Here is a 20,318-nt window from a genome sequence, read left to right as displayed (position 1 = left end):
CTTCAGGCGTCAGGACCGCATACCACCACAGCGCGGCCTTAACGCACCAGGTTAAGTAGGTCGGTCATCAGGCGTTCTGCCTGTGAGCCGGTCAGTTGCGCCTCAACTGGCAGATACCACCAGTTTTCCCGGGCGAAGCTACGGCATTTAACCGCGTCCTTTTCAGTCATTAATAACGTCTGACCCGGCTGGCAGAAGCTGCTGACCTGCGCTTCGCTGAGGGCTTGATGATCCGCCAGCGCCAGGGTATTCACCGGCGTTACGCCGCACTGTTCAAGGGTAGCGAAAAAACGCGGCGGATGACCAATACCGGCCATGGCGACGACATCATGAAGTTCACGTGCCGGGCATCGCTCGCCGGTGAGCAGATTAACGGCATCGCCAGGCACCAGGCGCATCGCGATTTCACCGGGGCGCGGTTGACCGCCGTTGGCAATCACCGCATCCACGGACTTCAGTCGCCCGGCACGTTCGCGCATCGGCCCGGCCGGTAACCACCAGCCGTTACCGAAGCGACGCACGCCATCAACGACCACCACCTCTTTATCGCGCGCCAGCGCATAGTGTTGCAGGCCATCATCGGTAATCACGATCTGCGGCGGCGTTTCCAGCGCCAGCAGCGCCTGCACCGCCTGACTACGCACCGGCGCCACCGCCACCGGCGCACCGGTACGCTGATAAATCAGTAACGGTTCATCACCTGCTTCGAGGCTGGAGGTCTGCGGCGTTAGCAGTAGCGGATACTGTGAAGCCTTACCGCCATAGCCGCGAGAGACCACGCCAGGGCGTATGCCGCGCTGCTGGAGTTGTTCCACCAGCCACACCACCACCGGCGTTTTCCCGTTACCGCCCGCGGTCAGGTTGCCCACTACCACAACCGGCACCGGCGCCTTCCAGACCTTACTCCAGCCCAGCCGGTAACCCAGTCGTCGCACGCCACTTATCAGCCCATACAGCAGGGATAACGGCAGCAACAGTAGCCAGAGCGGCGATCGTCCGGACCAGATCTTCTCTATCATTGGCCAAACTGCATCCGGTGAAGCTGGGCGTAAACACCTTTATGCTCCAGCAGTTCGGTATGTGAACCCCGTTCCACAATTAGCCCATCTTCCACCACCACGATCTGATCGGCCTGTTCGATCGTAGACAGGCGGTGAGCAATCACCAGCGAGGTACGGTTTTTCTGGAGTTCATCCAGCGCCGCCTGAATGGCGCGTTCAGATTCGGTATCCAGCGCTGAAGTGGCTTCGTCAAGGATCAGAATCGGACTGTCGCGCAGTAGCGCACGCGCGATGGCGATACGCTGACGCTGACCGCCGGAAAGCAGCACCCCGTTTTCGCCAATCACCGTATCCAGCCCCTCGTCCATCTTCTCGATAAAGTCCATGGCATAGGCCATGCGCGCCGCCTTCTCGATATCCTCGCGGCTGTACTGTTCAGTACGCGCATAGGCGATATTGTTAGCGATGGTATCGTTAAACAGATGCACATTCTGAGAGACCAGCGCAACCTGGTCACGCAACGATGCCAGGGTATATTCGCGAATGTCATTGTTATCGATACGAATTTCACCCTTATCGATATCGTAGAAACGGGTGATCAGACTGGCTATCGTCGACTTACCGGAGCCGGAACGCCCTACCAGCGCCACCGTTTTGCCCGCCGGAATGGTCAGGTTGATATCGCGCAACGCCGGCGTTTCGCGGCCCGGATAGCTGAAGGTCACATCGCGGAACTCAATATCGCCCTGAGAACGTTTGATAACCTTAGTACCGGTATCCTTCTCCTGTTCGGTGTCGAGAATACTGAACAGGGTCTGGCAGGCCGCCATACCGCGCTGGAACTGGGCGTTAACGTTAGTCAGCGATTTCAGCGGACGCATCAGCGCAATCATAGACGAGAAGACCACGGTGATAGTCCCTGCGGTCAGGTTTTCCATCACGCTGGGAAAGCTGGCGGCATAGAGTACAAATGCCAGCGCCAGGGAGGCAATAAGCTGGATCAGCGGATCGGAGATAGAGGTGGCGGAAACCATACGCATCCCCTGCTGACGCATTTTATTGCTTACCTTGTTAAAACGCTCTGCTTCCACCTGCTGACCGCCGAAAATCAGGACCTCTTTATGGCCTTTCAGCATCTGCTCAGCGCTGGTGGTCACCTGCCCCATGGTGTTCTGCATGTTCTTACTGATGCTACGAAAGCGTTTGGAGACCACGCGAATGGCGAAGGAAACGATGGGCGCCAGCACGATCAAAATCATCGACAGCTGCCAGCTGTAGTAGAACATCATAATGAACAGGCCGATGATAGACGCCCCTTCGCGCACCACGGTAATCAGAGCGCTGGAAGAGGAAGAGGCCACCTGCTCGGAATCATAGGTAATACGCGACAGCAGCGTACCGGTGGACTGCTTATCGAAAAAGGCCACCGGCATGCCCATCATATGGCCAAACAGGCGGCGACGAATTGTCATGACCACCTTTCCGGAAACCCAGGAGATGCAGTAGCTGGATATATAGCTGGTCACGCCACGCAGAACCATCAGCCCGATGACCACCAGCGGCATCCAGAGCAGCACGGAACGGTCAGTTTTACCAAAGCCGTCATCCAGTAACGGTTTGAGCAGCGATAGCATAAAGGTATCGCTGGCTGCATTGAGGATTAAGGCTATCCCTGCCACGATCAGACCTGTTTTAAAAGGTGCAATGACTGGCCACAGTCGGCGGAAAGTCTGCCATGTGGAGAGATCTTTATCGTTGTGCATTAAGTCGAACCAGCTGTTAGCATTGATGAAATAGCCGCATATTCTACCTGTTAACCGGGGCCACGCCAAACCACTGATGGTACCAACGGGGCAAAATTTGCGCTCTGAAGCTCGTCAGGCGTGGTTTTTCCTCCCCAAAGCGTAGCGTAATCTGGCCATGTCGCGCCGTGTCATACCATGCGATATTGCGCTGCCGATAGCGCCTGACCACAACCACAGAGGGCAACCGCCAGGCGCTGTAGCGCGCCAGAGAAGCGATGGCCAGTTCCGGATTTACCTGACGCAAAAGCGCTGGCGTGGAGGAAGTACGGCTACCATGATGGGGGACCTGCAGCACATCGGCACGCAGCGCTTTGCCCTGACTGCGGACCATGGCCTGCTCAGCGACGTTTTCGATATCGCCGGTCAGCAGAATACTGTGGCGCCCGTCGCTAATCTTCACCACGCATGAACGATTATTGCCCACCCCGCGCCAGCTGCGAGGCGGCCAGTGCACTGAAAAATCCAGTTCCTGCCACCGCCAGCGCATCCCCTGCCAACAGGGCATATGGTCTTTTTCACCCAACGAGCTTCGCACCCGCATCATTGGCCAAATCGCGCGCAGGCTGGCCAGCCCGCCGCTGTGATCCAGATGCTCATGGCTGAGTATCAGTCTCTGGGGCACCAACCCCTGCCAGCGTAGCCAGGGGGCGATGATACGCTGACCGGCATCGCCTCCCGGCCAGCTATTACCGCTGTCATACAGCAACGCCCGCCCGTTGCGCTCCACCACTATCGCCAGCCCGTGGCCAATATCCAGCATATGTACCTGCCAGCCTGGCTGCGCGGTCTGGCGCCATAAAGGCGTACCCAGTAATGCCAGAATCCCCAGCGTCAACCCGGGAAAATAGCGCCACCCCCACAGGCGCCACAGCACCACGCCAAACCAGGGAAACAGCATGACGGCAACGGCGCGGGCGTCCAGTTCCAGCCACCCGGCAGGCAGTGCGTTCAGGCAGTAAAATAGCGCCGCCAGCGAGCGATCCGCCATCCACAGAAATCCGTAAGCCAACGACGGTATCGCCAGCGTCAGCAATGCGGCCAGAATCAGCGGCACCGTGACCAGCGAAACCAAGGGTACCGCCAGTAAATTGGCAACCCAGGCGGTCAGACTAACGCCATGAAAAATGGCCGCCTGGAGCGGTAACAGCAGCAACCCAATTCCCAGCTGCAGATGACACAACCCCAATGGGTAACGTAGCAGTAGCGGAAGGCGTTGCCCGGTAAAGGGCATCCACTGATACCAGAACAGCAGTCCGGCCACCGCACCGGCGGAAAGCAGGAAACTGTCGGAAAGCAGCGCCATGGGATCGGCAAACAAAATGCCCGCTACACAGCATAGCCAGACCCGCCAGCCGTGCCAGTCACGCCCACTCAACCGCAGTAGCGCCCAGATGATCAGCGCCCACATGCTGCGCAGCGCTGGCGGTTGCGCGCCAGCCAGCCAGGTGTAGCTCAATGCCAACAGCAGGCTGGCCAATAGCGGGAAGCGCCAGCCGATTCTCACCGTGCCCAGCAAAGGCTGAACCAGACGCGCCAGTAGCCAGCCAACGCCCGCCGCCAGGCCAATATGCAGCCCGGATATCGCCATCAGGTGCGCCGTGCCGGTATCACGCAGTAGCGTTTTGATCTCTGCGGCAACCTCCGCACGTTCGCCAAACGCCAGCGCGATCAGCGTCTCCTGCCACACAAGCCCCTGAGTCAGCGCCCGGGTGTGTGCCATCAGTCCCTCACGTGCGCCACAACCGGCGGTAATACGGCTGGCGGAGACAACTCGCCCTCGTAGCACCTCGCCACGGGCTACCCCATAACGCTGGGCATCGAATCCCCCCTGATTGAGCCGGGCATGAATCGGCGACAGGCGCAGCGTCATGCGCCAGCGCTGGCCAGGACAGACGGTTTCATCGGTGGTAAACCCCTGGATCCTCACCATGGGCCCCGGAGTAAACCAACGCAAGCCGCTGTGCAGTAGCTGTACCTGACGTACCTGCCCTGCTTCAAGGCGAGTGACGCTCACCTCAGCCTCAAGCGGATGTTTGGTCAACGCATAGGCTGGCCACAGCGCAGCATGCGCTGCCAGCACTCCCCAGCAGGCAACACACAGAACCAGCGCCAGATAGCCGCCTGCCCGTGGCGCTAACCACGTACCACACCCGGCGCAGCAGCCCGCTATCGCCATCAGCCCATATATCCATCCCGGCCCCGGTAACGACGGTAACCACAGCAATGGCGCCAGGCCAATTAACACACACAGAGACACTCCCGTAACCGACACCGCCACCTCCTTTTTCATCCAGTCTGGCGGCGGTGTACCGCATCGTCATCCACGTGATTTCAGGACTGCGTACCGGTTTCCGGTAAACAGGCACGGCAGTGCAACAGCGACAGACATCATGGAAGCGGAATTCAGAAACTGAACCAACGGGCAGGCGCGACATCGGGCAGGTAGAAAAGAAAAAGGGCGCCCCTCAGGGCGCCCTCTGGCAGCAGTCAGACTGTGCTTAACCGTAAATATTAGCGCGATCGCGTAACTCTTTACCCGGCTTAAAGTGGGGAACGTATTTACCTTCCAGTTCCACCTTGTCGCCCGTTTTCGGGTTACGCCCAACGCGCGGCGCGCGGTAGTGCAAGGAGAAGCTGCCAAACCCCCGGATTTCAATACGCTCGCCCTGGGCAAGAGTAGAGGCCATATGTTCCAGCATCTCTTTTACCGCATCTTCCACGGTTCTGGCCGGGATATGGGTGTGCTGGCTGGCAAGTCTTTCAATCAATTCTGACTTGGTCATGTTTCCTCCGGTTTCCTTCAGGAATAGATTTTACAGCTCTCATCGAATAAAGGCGGCCGTAGCCGCCTTTTATTTAGCGCCCTTACGGGATTACTCGCCTTTCGCCGCTTTGAAAGCTTCAGCCATAGCGTTGGTGAAGTTGCCTTCTTCCTGCTTGTTGTTCACAGAAGCGATAGCATCTTTCTCGTCAGCTTCGTCCTTCGCACGAACAGACAGGCTGATAACGCGGTTTTTACGATCAACGCCGGTGAACTTAGCTTCAACGTCGTCGCCCACGCTCAGAACCTGAGTGGCGTCTTCGATACGGTCGCGAGAAGCTTCAGAAGCGCGCAGGTAACCCTCTACGCCGTCAGCTAATTCTACTGTAGCACCTTTCGCGTCTACAGCAGTCACTTTACCGTTAACGATCGCACCTTTCTTGTTCAGCGCAACGTAGTTGTTGAACGGATCTTCTGCCAGCTGCTTAACGCCCAGGGAGATACGCTCACGCTCTGCGTCGACCTGCAGAACCACGGCTGCGATTTCATCACCCTTCTTGTACTCGCGAACGGCTTCTTCGCCAGCCACGTTCCAGGAGATGTCAGACAGGTGAACCAGACCGTCGATGCCGCCGTCCAGGCCGATGAAGATACCGAAGTCAGTGATAGACTTGATTTTACCTTCAACGCGATCGCCCTTGTTGTGGGTCTCAGCAAACTGCTGCCACGGGTTGGCTTTGCACTGCTTCAGGCCCAGGGAGATACGGCGACGCTCTTCGTCGATGTCCAGAACCATAACTTCCACAACGTCGCCCACATTAACAACTTTAGACGGGTGGATGTTTTTGTTGGTCCAGTCCATTTCGGAAACGTGAACCAGACCTTCAACGCCTTCTTCGATTTCAACGAAGCAGCCGTAGTCGGTCAGGTTGGTAACGCGACCAGTCAGGCGGGTGCCTTCCGGATAACGCTTAGCGATAGCGACCCACGGATCCTCGCCCAGCTGCTTCAGGCCCAGGGATACACGAGTACGCTCGCGGTCGAACTTCAGCACTTTAACAGTGATTTCGTCGCCCACGTTGACGATTTCGCTCGGATGCTTAACGCGCTTCCAGGCCATATCAGTGATGTGCAGCAGGCCGTCAACACCGCCCAGATCAACGAATGCACCGTAGTCAGTGAGGTTCTTAACGATACCTTTAACTTCCATGCCTTCCTGCAGGTTTTCCAGCAGCTGATCGCGCTCGGCGCTGTTTTCAGACTCGATCACCGCACGGCGGGAAACAACAACGTTGTTACGCTTCTGGTCGAGCTTGATTACTTTGAATTCCAGCTCTTTGCCTTCCAGATGCACGGTGTCGCGTACCGGACGCACGTCTACCAGGGAACCCGGCAGGAACGCACGAATGCCGTTCAGCTCAACAGTGAAGCCGCCCTTGACTTTGCCGTTGATAACACCAGTAACGGTTTCTGCTTCTTCGTAGGCTTTTTCCAGCATCAGCCATGCTTCGTGACGCTTGGCTTTCTCACGAGACAGCAGGGTTTCACCGAAACCGTCTTCTACTGCATCCAGAGCAACGTCAACTTCGTCACCCACCTGGATTTCAAGTTCGCCCTGGGCGTTTTTGAACTGCTCAGCCGGAATGGCAGACTCAGACTTCAGACCGGCGTCAACCAGTACAACGTCTTTGTCGATAGCAACAACAACACCGCGAACAATGGAACCCGGACGGGTTTCGATTTCTTTCAGGGACTCTTCAAAGAGTTGAGCAAAAGATTCAGTCATGTTTAATCTTCAGGATCACTTTTTAACGTCCACCTAGCTTCATGCCGGATGGGGTTGTTTAACATGCCCGCAAACACTCCATTGCCGCGGGTACTGCAAATTCTGTCGCTTATGCGAGCGCCAGCTTTTCGCGGGCGCATTGTAGCGCTTTTTCAATAACTTGCTCAATGCTCAAACGCGTTGAGTCCAGTACCAGAGCATCTTCTGCCGGTACCAGAGGCGCTACTGACCGATTACGATCGCGGGAGTCGCGTTCCTGTATCTCGGCCAAAAGGCGTTCAAAGTTAACACTAAAGCCCTTCTCCTGCAACTGTAGCATACGGCGGCGCGCACGCTCCTCAGAAGAGGCGTCGAGGAATATTTTTACCGGCGCATCAGGGAAAACGACGGTCCCCATATCACGCCCGTCGGCGATAAGCCCGGGGGCTTCCCGGAAAGCGCGCTGACGGCGCAACAGGGCTTCGCGCACCCGGGGAAACGCCGCTACCTGTGAAGCGGCATTGGCCACCTCCTGGGTACGGATTTCACCGCTGACATCCTCGCCTTCCAGAATGACCTGTAGCTCCTCTTCCTCTGCCACAAAGCGCACGTCAAGGTGCGCGGCCAGAGGAGCCAGCGCCTCTTCGGACTCAAGATTTACCTGATGGTGCAGCGCTGCCAGCGCCAGTACCCGATAGATCGCGCCGGAATCCAGCAGATGCCAGCCCAGCGCGGCTGCCAGCGCCTTGCAGAGTGTGCCTTTGCCAGCGCCGCCGGGGCCATCGACTGTAATCACAGGTGCCGTCATCTTGTTCTCCTTTTATAGCCTGCCCCCACTCTCAGCCCACGCGGCGACGGCAATACGCCGCCGGATGCTTCCGGGATACGTCGGGCACAGGCGGCCATACATAAACGCGGCGCATTATACGCTGCAAGCCGCCTGACTGTTATCCTAAATACGTCATAACCGGAACAATCAGGCAGAGTGTAGAAGAATTCAGCGATGGGGAGTGTAATGAAGCGTCAGGAAGAGGCCCCGAATTAGAGGCCTCTTTGCCGATCAGGCAAGCGTGCTGATGCCAGAAAGTTTCTCGAAATAATCCGGGAAGGTTTTGGCGGTACAGCCGGGATCCAGAATCGTTACCGGCGTATCAGATAAGGCCACCAACGAGAAGCACATCGCCATACGGTGATCGTTGTAAGTGCCGATTTCAGCAAATTTAAGCTGCTGCGGCGGTGTAATGCGGATGTAATCCTCACCCTCTTCAACCTCGGCTCCCACCTTACGTAGCTCGGTCGCCATGGCGTAAAGCCTGTCGGTCTCTTTCACCCGCCAGTTATAGATGTTGCGCAGGCAGGTCGTGCCGCGGGCAAACAACGCCGCGGTAGCGATGGTCATCGCCGCATCAGGAATATGGTTCATATCCATATCAATGGCGTTCAGTTCGCCGCGGGTGCAGGCAATATAGTCATCACCCCAGACGATCTTCGCGCCCATTTTTTCCAGCACGTCGGCGAACCGGATATCGCCCTGCACGCTATGACGACCGATACCGCTGACGGTCACGGTACCGCCCCGGATAGCCGCGGCGGCCAGGAAGTAAGAGGCCGATGAAGCATCCCCTTCGACCAGATAGTCGCCCGGCGCCTGATATTGCTGGCCGGCGCGTACGATAAAGCGCTGGTAGTTGTCATTTTCCACGTCAACGCCAAAGCTCTTCATCAGATGCAGGGTGATATCAATATAGGGTTTTGAAACCAGTTCGCCCTTAATCGTAATCAGAGTGTCTTCCGGCGCCAGCGGCGCAGTCATCAGCAGCGCGGTCAGAAACTGGCTGGAAACGCTGCCGTCGACCGACACCTTCCCGCCGCGAAAGCCGCCCCGCAGGCGCAGCGGCGGGTAATCCTGCTGCTCCAGATAGTCGATCTGCGCGCCGCCCTGACGCAGGGCATCCACCAGATGGCCGATGGGGCGCTCTTTCATGCGCGGCTCGCCGGTCAGTACGATGTCGTTGTCTGCCAGGCACAGCGCCGCCGCCAGCGGGCGCATAGCGGTACCAGCATTCCCCAGAAACAGCTCCAGCGCGCCGGAAGACTGCAACGGGCCGCCCACGCCAGTGACTTCACAGATGGTGCGATCGTCGGAAAGCTGATAGCTCACACCCAACGCCTTAAGGGCATTAAGCATATGGCGTACGTCATCGCTGTCCAACAGATTGGTCAGACGCGTGGTGCCATTGGCCTGAGCCGCCAGTAACAACGCACGGTTAGAAACGCTCTTGGAGCCGGGAAGATGGATAGCGCCGTCAACGCGGGCAATCGGCTTCAGGGTCAGGGATTCCTGCATACAGTCAAAAACTCTCAATAAAAATAGCCAGCCCCGTACTCAAGGTACGGGGCAAAGACGCATCCGGATTACCCGTGACGTCGTTCGAAATCGACCATAAAGTCGGTTAGTGCCTTCACGCCTTCCAGCGGCATGGCGTTATAAATGGAGGCGCGCATCCCCCCCACGACCCGATGGCCTTTCAGCGCGTGCAGCCCGGCAGCAAAGGACTCTTCAAGGAACAGCGCATCCAGCTTGCTGTCCGCCAACTGGAACGGCACGTTCATTCGTGAGCGGTTGGCGTCGGCGACATCGTTGCGGTAGAAATCGCTGCGATCGATGGTGCCATACAGTAGCGCCGCTTTTTGCTGGTTAATGGCCTCCATGGCAGGCACACCGCCTTTGCCTTTCAGCCACTTAAAGACCAGCCCCGCCAGATACCAGGCGAAGGTGGGCGGCGTATTGAACATGGAGCCGTTCTCGTTCAATACGGTGTAATCCAGGATCGAAGGACAGGCCTTGCTGGCTTTACCCAGCAGGTCTTCACGCACGATAACCAGCGTCAGCCCTGCCGGGCCGATATTCTTCTGAGCTCCGGCGTAGATCAGGCCAAAACGGCTGACATCAATAGCGCGGGAAAGAATGGTGGAGGAGAAATCCGCCGCGACCACGACGTCGTCACCGAAGTCCGGCGTTTCATCAATAGCGATACCGTCGATGGTTTCGTTCGGGCAGTAGTGGAGCCAGGCGGCGCCCGGCGTCGGCTGCCATTCGCGCATCGGTTTCAGGGCGCGCTTACCGTCGACGGTAATTTTGGCATCGATAACGTTAGGCGTCAGATATTTCTTCGCCTCTTTAACCGCGCTGGCCGCCCAGTATCCGCCATCCACGTAGTCAGCCGTGGTTTTGTCTCCCAACAGATTGAGCGGCAGCGCCGAAAACTGGCCCCGGCCCCCGCCGTGGCAGAACAATACCCGGTAGTTATCCGGGATTTGCAGCAGATCGCGTAAATCTTTTTCCGACTGCTCAGCCACCCCGATAAACTCCTTGCTGCGATGGCTGATCTCCATCACGGAAGTCCCTAAGCCCTGCCAGTCGCACAGCTCTTCCTGAGCCAGTTTAAGGACATCTACCGGCAACATAGCCGGACCGGAACTAAAGTTATAGACCTGCGTCATTTCCCTCACCGAATGTATTAAGCAATCTGTTTCTTCTGTGGCTATCGGTTTTATCACTCAGTGGTGCCGCCTGCAACGGATAATCCCTGAGGTTAAGGGTTTGCCGCCCCGTGCAAGCCAGAGATTCAACCAGAAAAACACGCCCCCCTGGCAGAATTATCTGGCCCCCCTGCCAGATACCCACCATTAGCCCACCATTTTTCTTTATTTCCCCCCGCCCGGGAAGATGGCACCCCGCCGCCAAAACCCGTATCATTGCGCGCTTTGCGTACGACGAAAGTGAACAGCTATGACTCAAACCTTTATTCCCGGTAAAGACGCCGCGCTGGAAGATTCCATCGCCGGTTTCCAGAAAAAGCTCGCCGACCTGGGCTTTAATATTGAAGAGGCCTCCTGGCTCAACCCGGTTCCCAATGTCTGGTCTGTGCATATTCGCGATAAGGAGTGTCCGCTGTGTTTCAGCAACGGTAAAGGGGCCACGGAAAAAGCCGCGCTGGCATCGGCGCTGGGCGAATATTTTGAGCGCCTGTCCACCAACTATTTCTTCGCCGACTTCTGGCTGGGAGAAAGTCAGGCTAACGCTCCCTTCGTGCATTATCCTAACGAGAAGTGGTTCCCGATCCCGGCGGACGATAGCCTGCCGGAAGGGATCCTGGATCCGCGTCTGCATGATTTCTACGATCCGGATCGCGCGCTGACCGGCAGCCAACTGGTCGACCTGCAGACCGGTAACACCCAGCGCGGCGTGTGCGCCCTGCCCTTCGTACGTCAGTCGGATAATCAGACCGTTTATATTCCGATGAACATCATCGGTAACCTGTACGTGTCTAACGGCATGTCGGCGGGCAACACCGCCAACGAGGCGCGAGTTCAGGGACTGTCCGAAGTTTTCGAGCGCCATATTAAAAACCGGATTATCGCCGAGAGTATCAGCCTGCCGGAGATTCCGGGCGAGGTACTGGCACGCTATCCCGCCGTGGTGGCCGCCATTGAAAAGCTGGAGGCCGAAGGCTTCCCGATCTTTGCCTATGACGGCTCGCTGGGCGGTAAATATCCCGTGATCTGCGTAGTGCTGTTTAACCCGGAAAACGGCACCTGCTTTGCTTCGTTTGGCGCCCATCCTGACTTCGGCGTGGCGCTGGAGCGTACCGTTACCGAACTGCTTCAGGGCCGTAGCCTGAAGGATCTGGATGTCTTTACCCCGCCAACCTTCGACGACGAAGAGGTAGCCGAACACGCTAACCTGGAGACGCACTTTATCGACTCCAGCGGCCTGATCTCCTGGGATATGTTTAAACAGGATGCCGATTACCCATTCGTGGACTGGAACTTCTCTGGCACCACCGCCGAAGAGTTCGCCGCGCTGATGGCCATCTTCAATGCCGAAGATAAAGAGGTCTACATCGCCGACTACGAGCATCTGGGGGTTTACGCCTGCCGCATTCTGGTGCCGGGCATGTCCGATATCTATCCGGCGGAAGATTTGTGGCTCGCCAATAACAATATGGGCAGCCACCTGCGCGATACCATCCTGAGTCTGCCGGACAGCCGCTGGCAGAAAGAGGAATATCTGCAGTTGATTGAACGCCTGGACGACGAAGGACTGGATGATTTTACCCGGGTTCGCGAACTGCTGGGTCTGGCCACCGGGAAAGATAACGGCTGGCACACCCTGCGCATTGGCGAGCTGAAGGCTATGCTGGCTCTGGCAGGCGGCGATCTGGATCAGGCGCTGATCTGGACCGAATGGACCATGGAGTTTAACGCTTCCCTCTTCAGCCCGGAGCGCGCCCGCTACTACCGCTGTCTGCAAACCCTGCTTCTGCTATCAATGGAAGAGGAGCGCGAACCGCTACAGTACCTGAATGCCTTTATCCGTATGTACGGGGCTGACACGGTCGACGCCGCCAGTCAGGCGATGAGTGGTGAAGCCCCCTTCTACGGGCTGCAGACGGTAGACAGCGATCTGCACGCCTTCCCGGCGCATCGCGCGCTGCTGGGAGCCTGGGGAAAACTTCAGCGCGCCAAGGCGCAATTCCAGACCAAAGCGCAATAAAATTGATTCTACCCCTCTTGGGGTAGAGAGGATTTTGCTATATTACGGGGCGTTTCTGACGCCCCGTTTTTTTATTTTGCGCAGCGTCGCTCAGATGTAACTCTGCGGTTAAATATGGGTAAATAAATAATTTACCCGTCTTGCCTTTCAGTTACTTAATTTCATCAATAATTCAAATAAATTAACCGCACAGGAGGAGGAATCGAAAATATTTCAACTCAACACGTAAATCTTAAAATTTATTTTTACTAATTAATTCAATCAATTACACTGAAAATGTGCATTAAACACACATTTATCAGGCCCATTAGCCAGGCGAGATATGATCTGCATCAAATTCTCATCTATAATGCTTTGTTAGTATCTCCTCGCCGACTTAGTTAAGAGAGAGTTAGTGTGAAAGCTGACAACCCTTTTGATCTGTTACTCCCACCCGCTATGGCGAAAGTTGCCGAAGAAGCGGGTGTTTATAAGGCAACAAAACATCCGCTGACCACTTTTTTTCTGGCCATTACTGCGGGCGTCTTCATCTCTATCGCTTTCGTCTTTTATATCACTGCCACAACGGGCACTGCCGATATGCCTTACGGCATCGCCAAACTGATCGGTGGTATCTGTTTCTCTCTCGGCCTTATTCTTTGCGTGATCTGCGGCGCCGACCTGTTTACCTCTACGGTACTGATTGTGGTCGCCAAAGCCAGCGGCCGGATCAGCTGGGGACAACTGGCAAGAAACTGGATTAACGTCTATCTTGGCAACCTGATCGGCGCACTACTTTTTGTTCTACTCATCTGGCTGTCCGGTGAGTATATGGTGGCAAATGGCGGTTGGGGACTGAATGTCCTGCAGACGGCCGACCACAAAATGCATCACACATTTATCGAAGCCGTATGCCTCGGTATTCTGGCCAACCTGATGGTTTGCCTGGCGGTCTGGATGAGCTACTCCGGCCGCAGCCTGATGGATAAGGCTATGATTATGGTGCTCCCCGTCGGCATGTTTGTCGCCAGCGGCTTTGAGCACAGCATTGCGAATATGTTTATGATCCCCATGGGCATCATGATTCGCAACTTCGGCTCACCAGAATTCTGGCAGGCGATTGGCGCTACGCCGGAAAGTTTCTCACATCTGACCGTAACCCATTTCATCACCGATAACCTGATTCCGGTGACTATCGGTAACATCATCGGTGGTGGTTTACTGGTTGGATTGACGTATTGGGTGATTTATCTGCGCGGCGGCGACAAGCACTAAGTCTCGCCGGGCGGTAAATAAGAACTCCACATTAGAAGGTAGGTGTTACATGTCCGAGCTTAATGAAAAGTTAGCCACAGCCTGGGAAGGTTTTGCTAAAGGTGACTGGCAGAATGAAGTCAACGTACGTGACTTCATCCAGAAAAACTACACCCCGTATGAGGGCGACGAATCCTTCCTGGCGGGCGCTACCGATGCGACTACCCGTCTGTGGGATGACGTTATGGAAGGCGTTAAAATCGAAAACCGCACTCACGCGCCGGTTGATTTCGATACTGCCGTAGCTTCTACCATCACCTCTCACGATGCCGGCTACATCATCAAAGATCTGGAAAAGATCGTGGGTCTGCAGACTGAAAAACCGCTGAAGCGTGGTCTGATTCCGTTCGGCGGCATCAAAATGATCGTTAACTCCTGCAAGGCGTACGATCGTGAAATCGATCCGGAAATCCTGAAGATCTTCACCGAGTACCGTAAGACCCACAACCAGGGCGTATTCGATGTTTATACTCCGGACATCCTGCGCTGCCGTAAATCCGGCGTGCTGACCGGTCTGCCGGATGCCTACGGCCGCGGTCGTATCATCGGTGACTACCGTCGCGTTGCGCTGTACGGTATCGACTACCTGATGAAAGACAAATTCGCCCAGTTTACCTCTCTGCAGACCAAACTGGAGAACGGCGAAGATCTGGAAGCGACCATCCGTCTGCGTGAAGAGATCGCTGAACAGCATCGCGCACTGGGTCAGATCAAAGAGATGGCGGCTAAATACGGCTGCGATATCTCCGGCCCGGCAACCAACGCTCAGGAAGCCGTACAGTGGACCTACTTCGGCTACCTGGCCGCCGTTAAATCTCAGAACGGCGCTGCGATGTCCTTCGGTCGCGTATCCAGCTTCCTGGATGTTTACATCGACCGTGACCTGAAAGCAGGCAAAATCACCGAACAGGACGCTCAGGAAATGATCGACCACCTGGTGATGAAACTGCGTATGGTTCGCTTCCTGCGTACTCCGGAATATGACGAACTGTTCTCCGGCGACCCGATTTGGGCAACCGAATCTATCGGCGGTATGGGTCTCGACGGCCGTACTCTGGTCACCAAAAGCAGCTTCCGTTTCCTGAACACCCTGTACACCATGGGGCCGTCTCCGGAACCGAACATGACCATTCTGTGGTCTGAAAAACTGCCGCTGAACTTCAAAAAATTCGCCGCGAAAGTCTCCATCGACACCTCATCCGTACAGTATGAGAACGATGACCTGATGCGTCCGGATTTCAACAACGACGACTATGCTATCGCCTGCTGCGTAAGCCCGATGATCGTTGGTAAGCAAATGCAGTTCTTCGGTGCCCGTGCAAACCTGGCGAAAACCATGCTGTATGCCATCAACGGCGGCGTGGACGAGAAGCTGAAAATGCAGGTTGGCCCGAAAGAAGCGCCGATCAAAGACGAGGTGCTGAACTTCGATACCGTTATGGATCGCATGGATCACTTCATGGACTGGCTGGCGAAGCAGTATGTCACCGCCCTGAACATCATCCACTACATGCATGACAAGTACAGCTACGAAGCCTCTCTGATGGCTCTGCACGACCGTGACGTTGTTCGCACCATGGCTTGCGGTATCGCCGGTCTGTCCGTTGCGGCTGACTCCCTGTCTGCTATCAAGTACGCAAAAGTTAAGCCGATTCGTGACGAAGATGGTCTGGCGACCGACTTCGAAATCGAAGGCGAATACCCGCAGTTCGGTAATAACGATCCGCGCGTTGATGACCTGGCCGTAGACCTGGTAGAGCGCTTCATGAAGAAAATTCAGAAGCTGACCACCTACCGCAACGCTATCCCGACTCAGTCGGTTCTGACCATCACCTCTAACGTGGTTTATGGTAAGAAAACCGGTAACACTCCGGATGGCCGTCGCGCCGGTGCTCCGTTCGGCCCGGGTGCTAACCCGATGCACGGTCGTGACCAGAAAGGCGCCGTTGCCTCTCTGACTTCCGTTGCTAAACTGCCGTTCGCCTACGCGAAAGATGGTATCTCCTATACCTTCTCTATCGTGCCGAACGCGCTGGGTAAAGATGACGAAGTGCGTAAGACCAACCTGGCAGGCCTGATGGATGGTTATTTCCACCATGAAGCCAGCATCGAAGGCGGTCAGCACCTGAACGTTAACGTCATGAACCGCGAAATGCTGCTCGACGCGATGGAAAACCCGGAGAAATATCCGCAGCTGACCATCCGCGTTTCCGGCTACGCTGTTCGCTTCAACTCTCTGACTAAAGAGCAGCAGCAGGACGTTATTACCCGTACTTTCACTCAGTCCATTTAATGGGATTGACTGAAAAGGTGTAAAATAAAAAGGCTCCACCTGGTGTGGAGCCTTCTTTATAGAGCCGCTTTTGTAAGACTCCCTGCCAGGGAATCCCACAAAATTGACTCGACGCGGCACTCAGACCGCGCAACCCCGCCCCGGCGGGCGCCCAACTGGAGATAACATCGCAATGTCAGCTATTGGTCGCATTCACTCCTTCGAATCCTGCGGCACCGTGGACGGTCCCGGTATTCGCTTTATCACCTTCTTCCAGGGCTGCCTGATGCGCTGCCTCTATTGCCATAACCGCGATACCTGGGACACCCACGGCGGTAAAGAGATTACCGTCGAAGATCTGATGAAAGACGTTGTGACCTATCGCCACTTTATGAATGCTTCCGGCGGTGGCGTTACCGCATCCGGCGGCGAGGCCATTTTGCAGGCAGAGTTCGTGCGCGACTGGTTCCGCGCCTGTAAAAAAGAGGGAATCCACACCTGCCTGGACACCAACGGCTTTGTACGTCGTTACGATCCGGTTATCGACGAACTGCTGGAGGTCACCGATCTGGTGATGCTGGATCTCAAGCAGATGAATGATGATGTGCACCAGCTGCTGGTCGGCGTCTCCAACCACCGTACTCTGGAGTTTGCCCGCTACCTGTCGGACAAAGGCATTAACACCTGGATTCGCTACGTGGTGGTACCCGGCTGGTCGGACGACGATGACTCCGCGCATCGACTCGGCGAATTTACCCGCGATATGGGGAACGTCGAAAAGATCGAGCTACTGCCCTATCATGAGCTGGGCAAACACAAATGGGTCGCCATGGGTGAAGAGTACAAGCTGGACGGCGTAAAACCACCGCCGAAAGAGACCATGGAACGGGTTAAGGGCATCCTGGAACAGTATGGTCATAAGGTGATGTACTGACTTCCCACCCGAACGGAGCTGGCCTCCCCCGGCTCCCCTTCTTTATCCTATCCCCGAGTTTCCCGTCGCAACCGCCAGTAGAAAAAAATCTCCCAGGTGGACATCGCCAGATAGAGCGTCGCTGTTAATGGCAGGAGCAGCCAGTTGATGCCAGTCAAGGCCAGTGCCATTGCAAACTCTTTGAGCGGCGCCCGGGCCCCCGCCTTACACTTGGTACCCCAGGAAGCATCAAAAAAGTTCAGGGCCGCCCAGGCATGCAAACTGAAGACCAGGACCTTATAGCGACGAAGCCAGATATTCGCCAGCAGCAGAGGTAAAACCCAAAGCCCCACCAACTGTGTCAGGCAAAATAAGGCCCCCATACCGTAACTTAGTACCGCGTAGCGGGTCATTCCCCTGGGTTCGCCGACAGCCACCCACTGAATGAACAGAGCTACCGGTAACAGGCTCACCATCGCCCATCCTCCGACCACGCTAACAGACAGAGCGCACAGCAGTGCACCAAACAGGAACGGCATATTAAGCTGGTGCAGAGATGCCAGAAATGCCCAGGTGAGCGGACGCAGTCCGCGAGTAATACAAAAAGCATCACTGGCCACCGAACCGTTGATCCAGCGTCGTCGCTGATGGCGTAGCTCCTGCCAACTTCGACAATGGTCGGTTTGCGCACAATTATCGCCAAGGTAGCAAATTCGCAGTGGTTCCAGCAAAGCAGCCAGCACCCGATCCTCGACCATCCGCACATTAGCGTCCAACCGGGACTGATAACGATTGAAGCGGCAGGCGAAAAAGGCCGCAACACGAATTACATTAAACTGTCCGTGCAACACGTGATGGATATGACGGGAGGCGTACCAGATAGTACGCCGATGTTCACAGCGATAGTAGTACTGCTGATAGCCACAGAGCTCACCGCCATCGGTTTCGCTTAACGCCAGGTTGGCGTAGCAGGCATCGGCGCCGTCCCCCATTGCGGCGCACATCTGGCGGAACAGCTCAGGGCCAAAGCAAGTGCCACTGTCCAACTGGAAGACATGCTCATAGCCCCGCTCCCGGGCATAATCAAAGTAACGCAGAATAGAATCGATCTTGCCCAGATTATCCGCTTTGCAATAAAGAGTGAGAGGAGTATGGCGGAAAGAGGCCGGAGCCCAGGCGCCAATATTCGCTGGGTCGATATTCAGCAGCCGTTTGGTGTCATCGTGAATCTGCGCCCAACCGTCAAAGACGATGGCGATATCCGCCTGCGCTGAGATCGCGCAGGCCGACTCCAGGCTTGGTAACAATAGATCCGGAGATTCGTTATAGCAGGTGATACAGATAAGCATTTTCATCGCTCGCCTCAACCGCACCAGGCATTCAGTATAGCCAGGTGCGTGGCCAGTATGTCGCTATCGCGAAATCACAATGCCGATGACATGCCGGGTTTATAGCCCTCATTCTGTACCAGTGCACCTGTCATCGCGGTGATTCCATACTGCCGTGTCGGCAGAGATAATCTTTAGATGTTGCTGCATATTCAGGGGGATAAAAACGAACTTCTGAAAAGCCGGGAACGGGGAGCTAAGGCAGGATCGCCCTCAACGACGCAGGCTATGGCCTGGTACGTTGAGGGTCAGAGAAAATCAGGCGTGCGCCACCGGGGTCGGATGATGGCCCGCTTTGCGCAGCAGCATCATCAGATAGACGAAGGCCACACTGGCGATAGTGATAAACAGCAGATTATCAGAGTAGCGCTCCATCAGCATTGAGGTCAGGGAGGGGCCCGCCAGGCTACCCAGGGTGTAACTCAACAGCAGCGCCTGGTTCATTGCCACCAGCTGATGGTGTTCCACCTTTTCACAGGCCCAGGCCATGGCGACCGGATAGAGGGTAAAGCCCGCCGCCCCCAGAATAAACAGCGACGGACCCATCGCCGCGTTGCTCAGCATCGCCAGCGCGCCCAGAATCACCACAAACACCTGAACCCGCAGCACCAGCAGCCGCCCATAGCGCTCAGAAAGGCGACCAATTGGCCACTGACCGACAATCCCGGCGCTGACCATGACCGCCATCCAGAAACCAATATGGGCATCGCTGATTCCCTGATGGTTCAGCCACAGCGGCATCAACCCGTACAGCGAACCCAGCACTATCCCGGAGATAATGCAGCCATTAACCCCCAGACGCGCCTGACGCAAACGCAGCATGCTCCACATCGGCGTGGCGGCCTGGTGCTCGCCATGGCCGCTCAGAATGCGGGCAAATAACAACGGCAGCATACCTGCCAGCACCAGCGCGGTGACCCAGGGTAGTACGCTCAGCAGCTCTGTAGATACCTTGCTGATAAGCAACTGACCCGCCACGGTCCCCATGTAGTAGACCATCATGTAAGCAGCCAGCAGACGCCCACGATTACGGGAGGTACCGCTGCACATCAGCGCGCTTTCCACCACCACCCAGATCATGGCACAGCCGATACCGGCCACAAAACGCCACATCAGCCAGCTCCAGAAGCCGACCGCCAGTCCCAGACCGGCGCAGGCTACGGCAAAAATCAACGATGCCAGCCAGTAGCTACGGTTAAAACCCAGCTTTTTCACCAGTAGTCCGGTAATCAGCGTGCCCAGCAGGTTACCGGTGAAATAAGAGGAGCTGACCATCCCCACCTGCCAGGTCGGCAGTTGGTCATGGGCAAGCCACAGCGGCACCAGCGTGTTCATCACCGCTATCGCCAGGGTCAGCAAAAGCAGGCCACAGAGCAGAAAAAGCACTGGCCGGGTCCAGACAGACATGTGTTTTAAACCGTATGGAAGGAGGTAAGTGAGCGCATCATGCCACCGGCAAAAACATTGTCAATCCACCCTCAGCGCCGAATATTCACCGCCGCCGGGCGACGATTTGAAATACTAATCCTTATGCGAAGCAGCGTGACGGCGCAATTTACT

14 protein-coding genes are annotated in these 20,318 nt (G+C 56.1%); 4 read left to right on the top strand and 10 right to left on the bottom strand.

The annotated features are described in order from the left end of the window. Positions 1 to 38 precede the first annotated feature (38 nt). The 8 genes from lpxK to serC form a co-directional block, all read right to left on the bottom strand. Positions 39 to 1,019 (bottom strand): tetraacyldisaccharide 4'-kinase, encoded by a 981-nt coding sequence (gene lpxK, locus FEM41_RS14400; RefSeq protein WP_138096640.1) that lies wholly within the window; start codon positions 1,017 to 1,019, stop codon positions 39 to 41. Beyond that, positions 1,016 to 2,764, bottom strand: a complete 1,749-nt coding sequence (gene msbA / locus FEM41_RS14395; RefSeq protein ID WP_138096638.1) for a lipid A ABC transporter ATP-binding protein/permease MsbA — start codon at positions 2,762 to 2,764, stop codon at positions 1,016 to 1,018. Before msbA ends, lpxK begins: the two co-directional genes overlap by 4 nt. Positions 2,765 to 2,807: 43 nt before the next feature. Beyond that, the gene (locus FEM41_RS14390; protein ID WP_241666499.1) at positions 2,808 to 5,078 is read right to left on the bottom strand and encodes a DNA internalization-related competence protein ComEC/Rec2; all 2,271 of its coding nucleotides are present in this window, start codon (positions 5,076 to 5,078) and stop codon (positions 2,808 to 2,810) included. 226 nt (positions 5,079 to 5,304) lie between these two features. Next, positions 5,305 to 5,589, bottom strand: a complete 285-nt coding sequence (ihfB, locus tag FEM41_RS14385; RefSeq protein WP_138096634.1) for an integration host factor subunit beta — start codon at positions 5,587 to 5,589, stop codon at positions 5,305 to 5,307. A 90-nt stretch (positions 5,590 to 5,679) separates the two neighbouring features. Next, positions 5,680 to 7,353 carry a 30S ribosomal protein S1 gene (gene rpsA, locus FEM41_RS14380; RefSeq protein ID WP_138096632.1) on the bottom strand — a complete coding sequence of 558 codons (1,674 nt, stop codon included), beginning with the start codon at positions 7,351 to 7,353 and terminating at the stop codon, positions 5,680 to 5,682. Between the two features lie 109 nt (positions 7,354 to 7,462). After that, entirely contained in the window at positions 7,463 to 8,140 is a 678-nt protein-coding gene (cmk, locus tag FEM41_RS14375) for a (d)CMP kinase (RefSeq protein WP_138096630.1), read from the bottom strand. A 252-nt stretch (positions 8,141 to 8,392) separates the two neighbouring features. Then, the gene (aroA, locus tag FEM41_RS14370) at positions 8,393 to 9,679 is read right to left on the bottom strand and encodes a 3-phosphoshikimate 1-carboxyvinyltransferase (RefSeq protein ID WP_138096628.1); all 1,287 of its coding nucleotides are present in this window, start codon (positions 9,677 to 9,679) and stop codon (positions 8,393 to 8,395) included. A 68-nt stretch (positions 9,680 to 9,747) separates the two neighbouring features. Further along, positions 9,748 to 10,836: a 3-phosphoserine/phosphohydroxythreonine transaminase gene (serC, locus tag FEM41_RS14365; protein WP_138096626.1), complete on the bottom strand. Its 1,089-nt coding sequence runs from the start codon at positions 10,834 to 10,836 to the stop codon at positions 9,748 to 9,750. Between the two features lie 289 nt (positions 10,837 to 11,125). Here serC and ycaO point away from each other — a divergent pair, with 289 nt between their 5' ends. The 4 genes from ycaO to pflA all read left to right on the top strand — a co-directional run bounded on the left by ycaO (position 11,126) and on the right by pflA (position 17,391). Continuing rightward, complete coding sequence (ycaO, locus tag FEM41_RS14360) at positions 11,126 to 12,892, top strand: 30S ribosomal protein S12 methylthiotransferase accessory factor YcaO (protein WP_138096624.1); 1,767 nt, start codon at positions 11,126 to 11,128, stop codon at positions 12,890 to 12,892. A gap of 396 nt (positions 12,893 to 13,288) precedes the next feature. Next, the gene (gene focA / locus FEM41_RS14355; protein ID WP_138096622.1) at positions 13,289 to 14,146 is read left to right on the top strand and encodes a formate transporter FocA; all 858 of its coding nucleotides are present in this window, start codon (positions 13,289 to 13,291) and stop codon (positions 14,144 to 14,146) included. Between the two features lie 49 nt (positions 14,147 to 14,195). Then, complete coding sequence (gene pflB / locus FEM41_RS14350; protein ID WP_138096620.1) at positions 14,196 to 16,478, top strand: formate C-acetyltransferase; 2,283 nt, start codon at positions 14,196 to 14,198, stop codon at positions 16,476 to 16,478. A gap of 172 nt (positions 16,479 to 16,650) precedes the next feature. Further along, positions 16,651 to 17,391 carry a pyruvate formate lyase 1-activating protein gene (gene pflA / locus FEM41_RS14345; protein WP_138096618.1) on the top strand — a complete coding sequence of 247 codons (741 nt, stop codon included), beginning with the start codon at positions 16,651 to 16,653 and terminating at the stop codon, positions 17,389 to 17,391. A gap of 47 nt (positions 17,392 to 17,438) precedes the next feature. Here pflA and FEM41_RS14340 read toward each other — a convergent pair whose 3' ends face one another. Further along, complete coding sequence (locus FEM41_RS14340; protein ID WP_138096616.1) at positions 17,439 to 18,725, bottom strand: glycosyltransferase family protein; 1,287 nt, start codon at positions 18,723 to 18,725, stop codon at positions 17,439 to 17,441. A gap of 291 nt (positions 18,726 to 19,016) precedes the next feature. Next, the gene (locus FEM41_RS14335; RefSeq protein ID WP_138096614.1) at positions 19,017 to 20,165 is read right to left on the bottom strand and encodes an MFS transporter; all 1,149 of its coding nucleotides are present in this window, start codon (positions 20,163 to 20,165) and stop codon (positions 19,017 to 19,019) included. Positions 20,166 to 20,318 lie beyond the last annotated feature (153 nt).

This window comes from Jejubacter calystegiae (genome assembly GCF_005671395.1).
GTDB classification, from domain to species: domain Bacteria; phylum Pseudomonadota; class Gammaproteobacteria; order Enterobacterales; family Enterobacteriaceae; genus Jejubacter; species Jejubacter calystegiae.
This window is presented reverse-complemented; position numbering and strand designations above follow the sequence as displayed.

Excerpts from the sequence above, each read along its gene's own strand:
- lpxK (WP_138096640.1), bottom strand. The coding sequence starts at position 1,019 with ATGATAGAGAAGATCTGGTCCGGACGATCGCCGCTCTGGCTACTGTTG.
- msbA (WP_138096638.1), bottom strand. The coding sequence starts at position 2,764 with ATGCACAACGATAAAGATCTCTCCACATGGCAGACTTTCCGCCGACTG.
- ihfB (WP_138096634.1), bottom strand. The coding sequence starts at position 5,589 with ATGACCAAGTCAGAATTGATTGAAAGACTTGCCAGCCAGCACACCCAT.
- rpsA (WP_138096632.1), bottom strand. The coding sequence starts at position 7,353 with ATGACTGAATCTTTTGCTCAACTCTTTGAAGAGTCCCTGAAAGAAATC.
- cmk (WP_138096630.1), bottom strand. The coding sequence starts at position 8,140 with ATGACGGCACCTGTGATTACAGTCGATGGCCCCGGCGGCGCTGGCAAA.
- aroA (WP_138096628.1), bottom strand. The coding sequence starts at position 9,679 with ATGCAGGAATCCCTGACCCTGAAGCCGATTGCCCGCGTTGACGGCGCT.
- serC (WP_138096626.1), bottom strand. The coding sequence starts at position 10,836 with ATGACGCAGGTCTATAACTTTAGTTCCGGTCCGGCTATGTTGCCGGTA.
- ycaO (WP_138096624.1), top strand. The coding sequence starts at position 11,126 with ATGACTCAAACCTTTATTCCCGGTAAAGACGCCGCGCTGGAAGATTCC.
- pflB (WP_138096620.1), top strand. The coding sequence starts at position 14,196 with ATGTCCGAGCTTAATGAAAAGTTAGCCACAGCCTGGGAAGGTTTTGCT.
- pflA (WP_138096618.1), top strand. The coding sequence starts at position 16,651 with ATGTCAGCTATTGGTCGCATTCACTCCTTCGAATCCTGCGGCACCGTG.
- FEM41_RS14340 (WP_138096616.1), bottom strand. The coding sequence starts at position 18,725 with ATGAAAATGCTTATCTGTATCACCTGCTATAACGAATCTCCGGATCTA.
- FEM41_RS14335 (WP_138096614.1), bottom strand. The coding sequence starts at position 20,165 with ATGTCTGTCTGGACCCGGCCAGTGCTTTTTCTGCTCTGTGGCCTGCTT.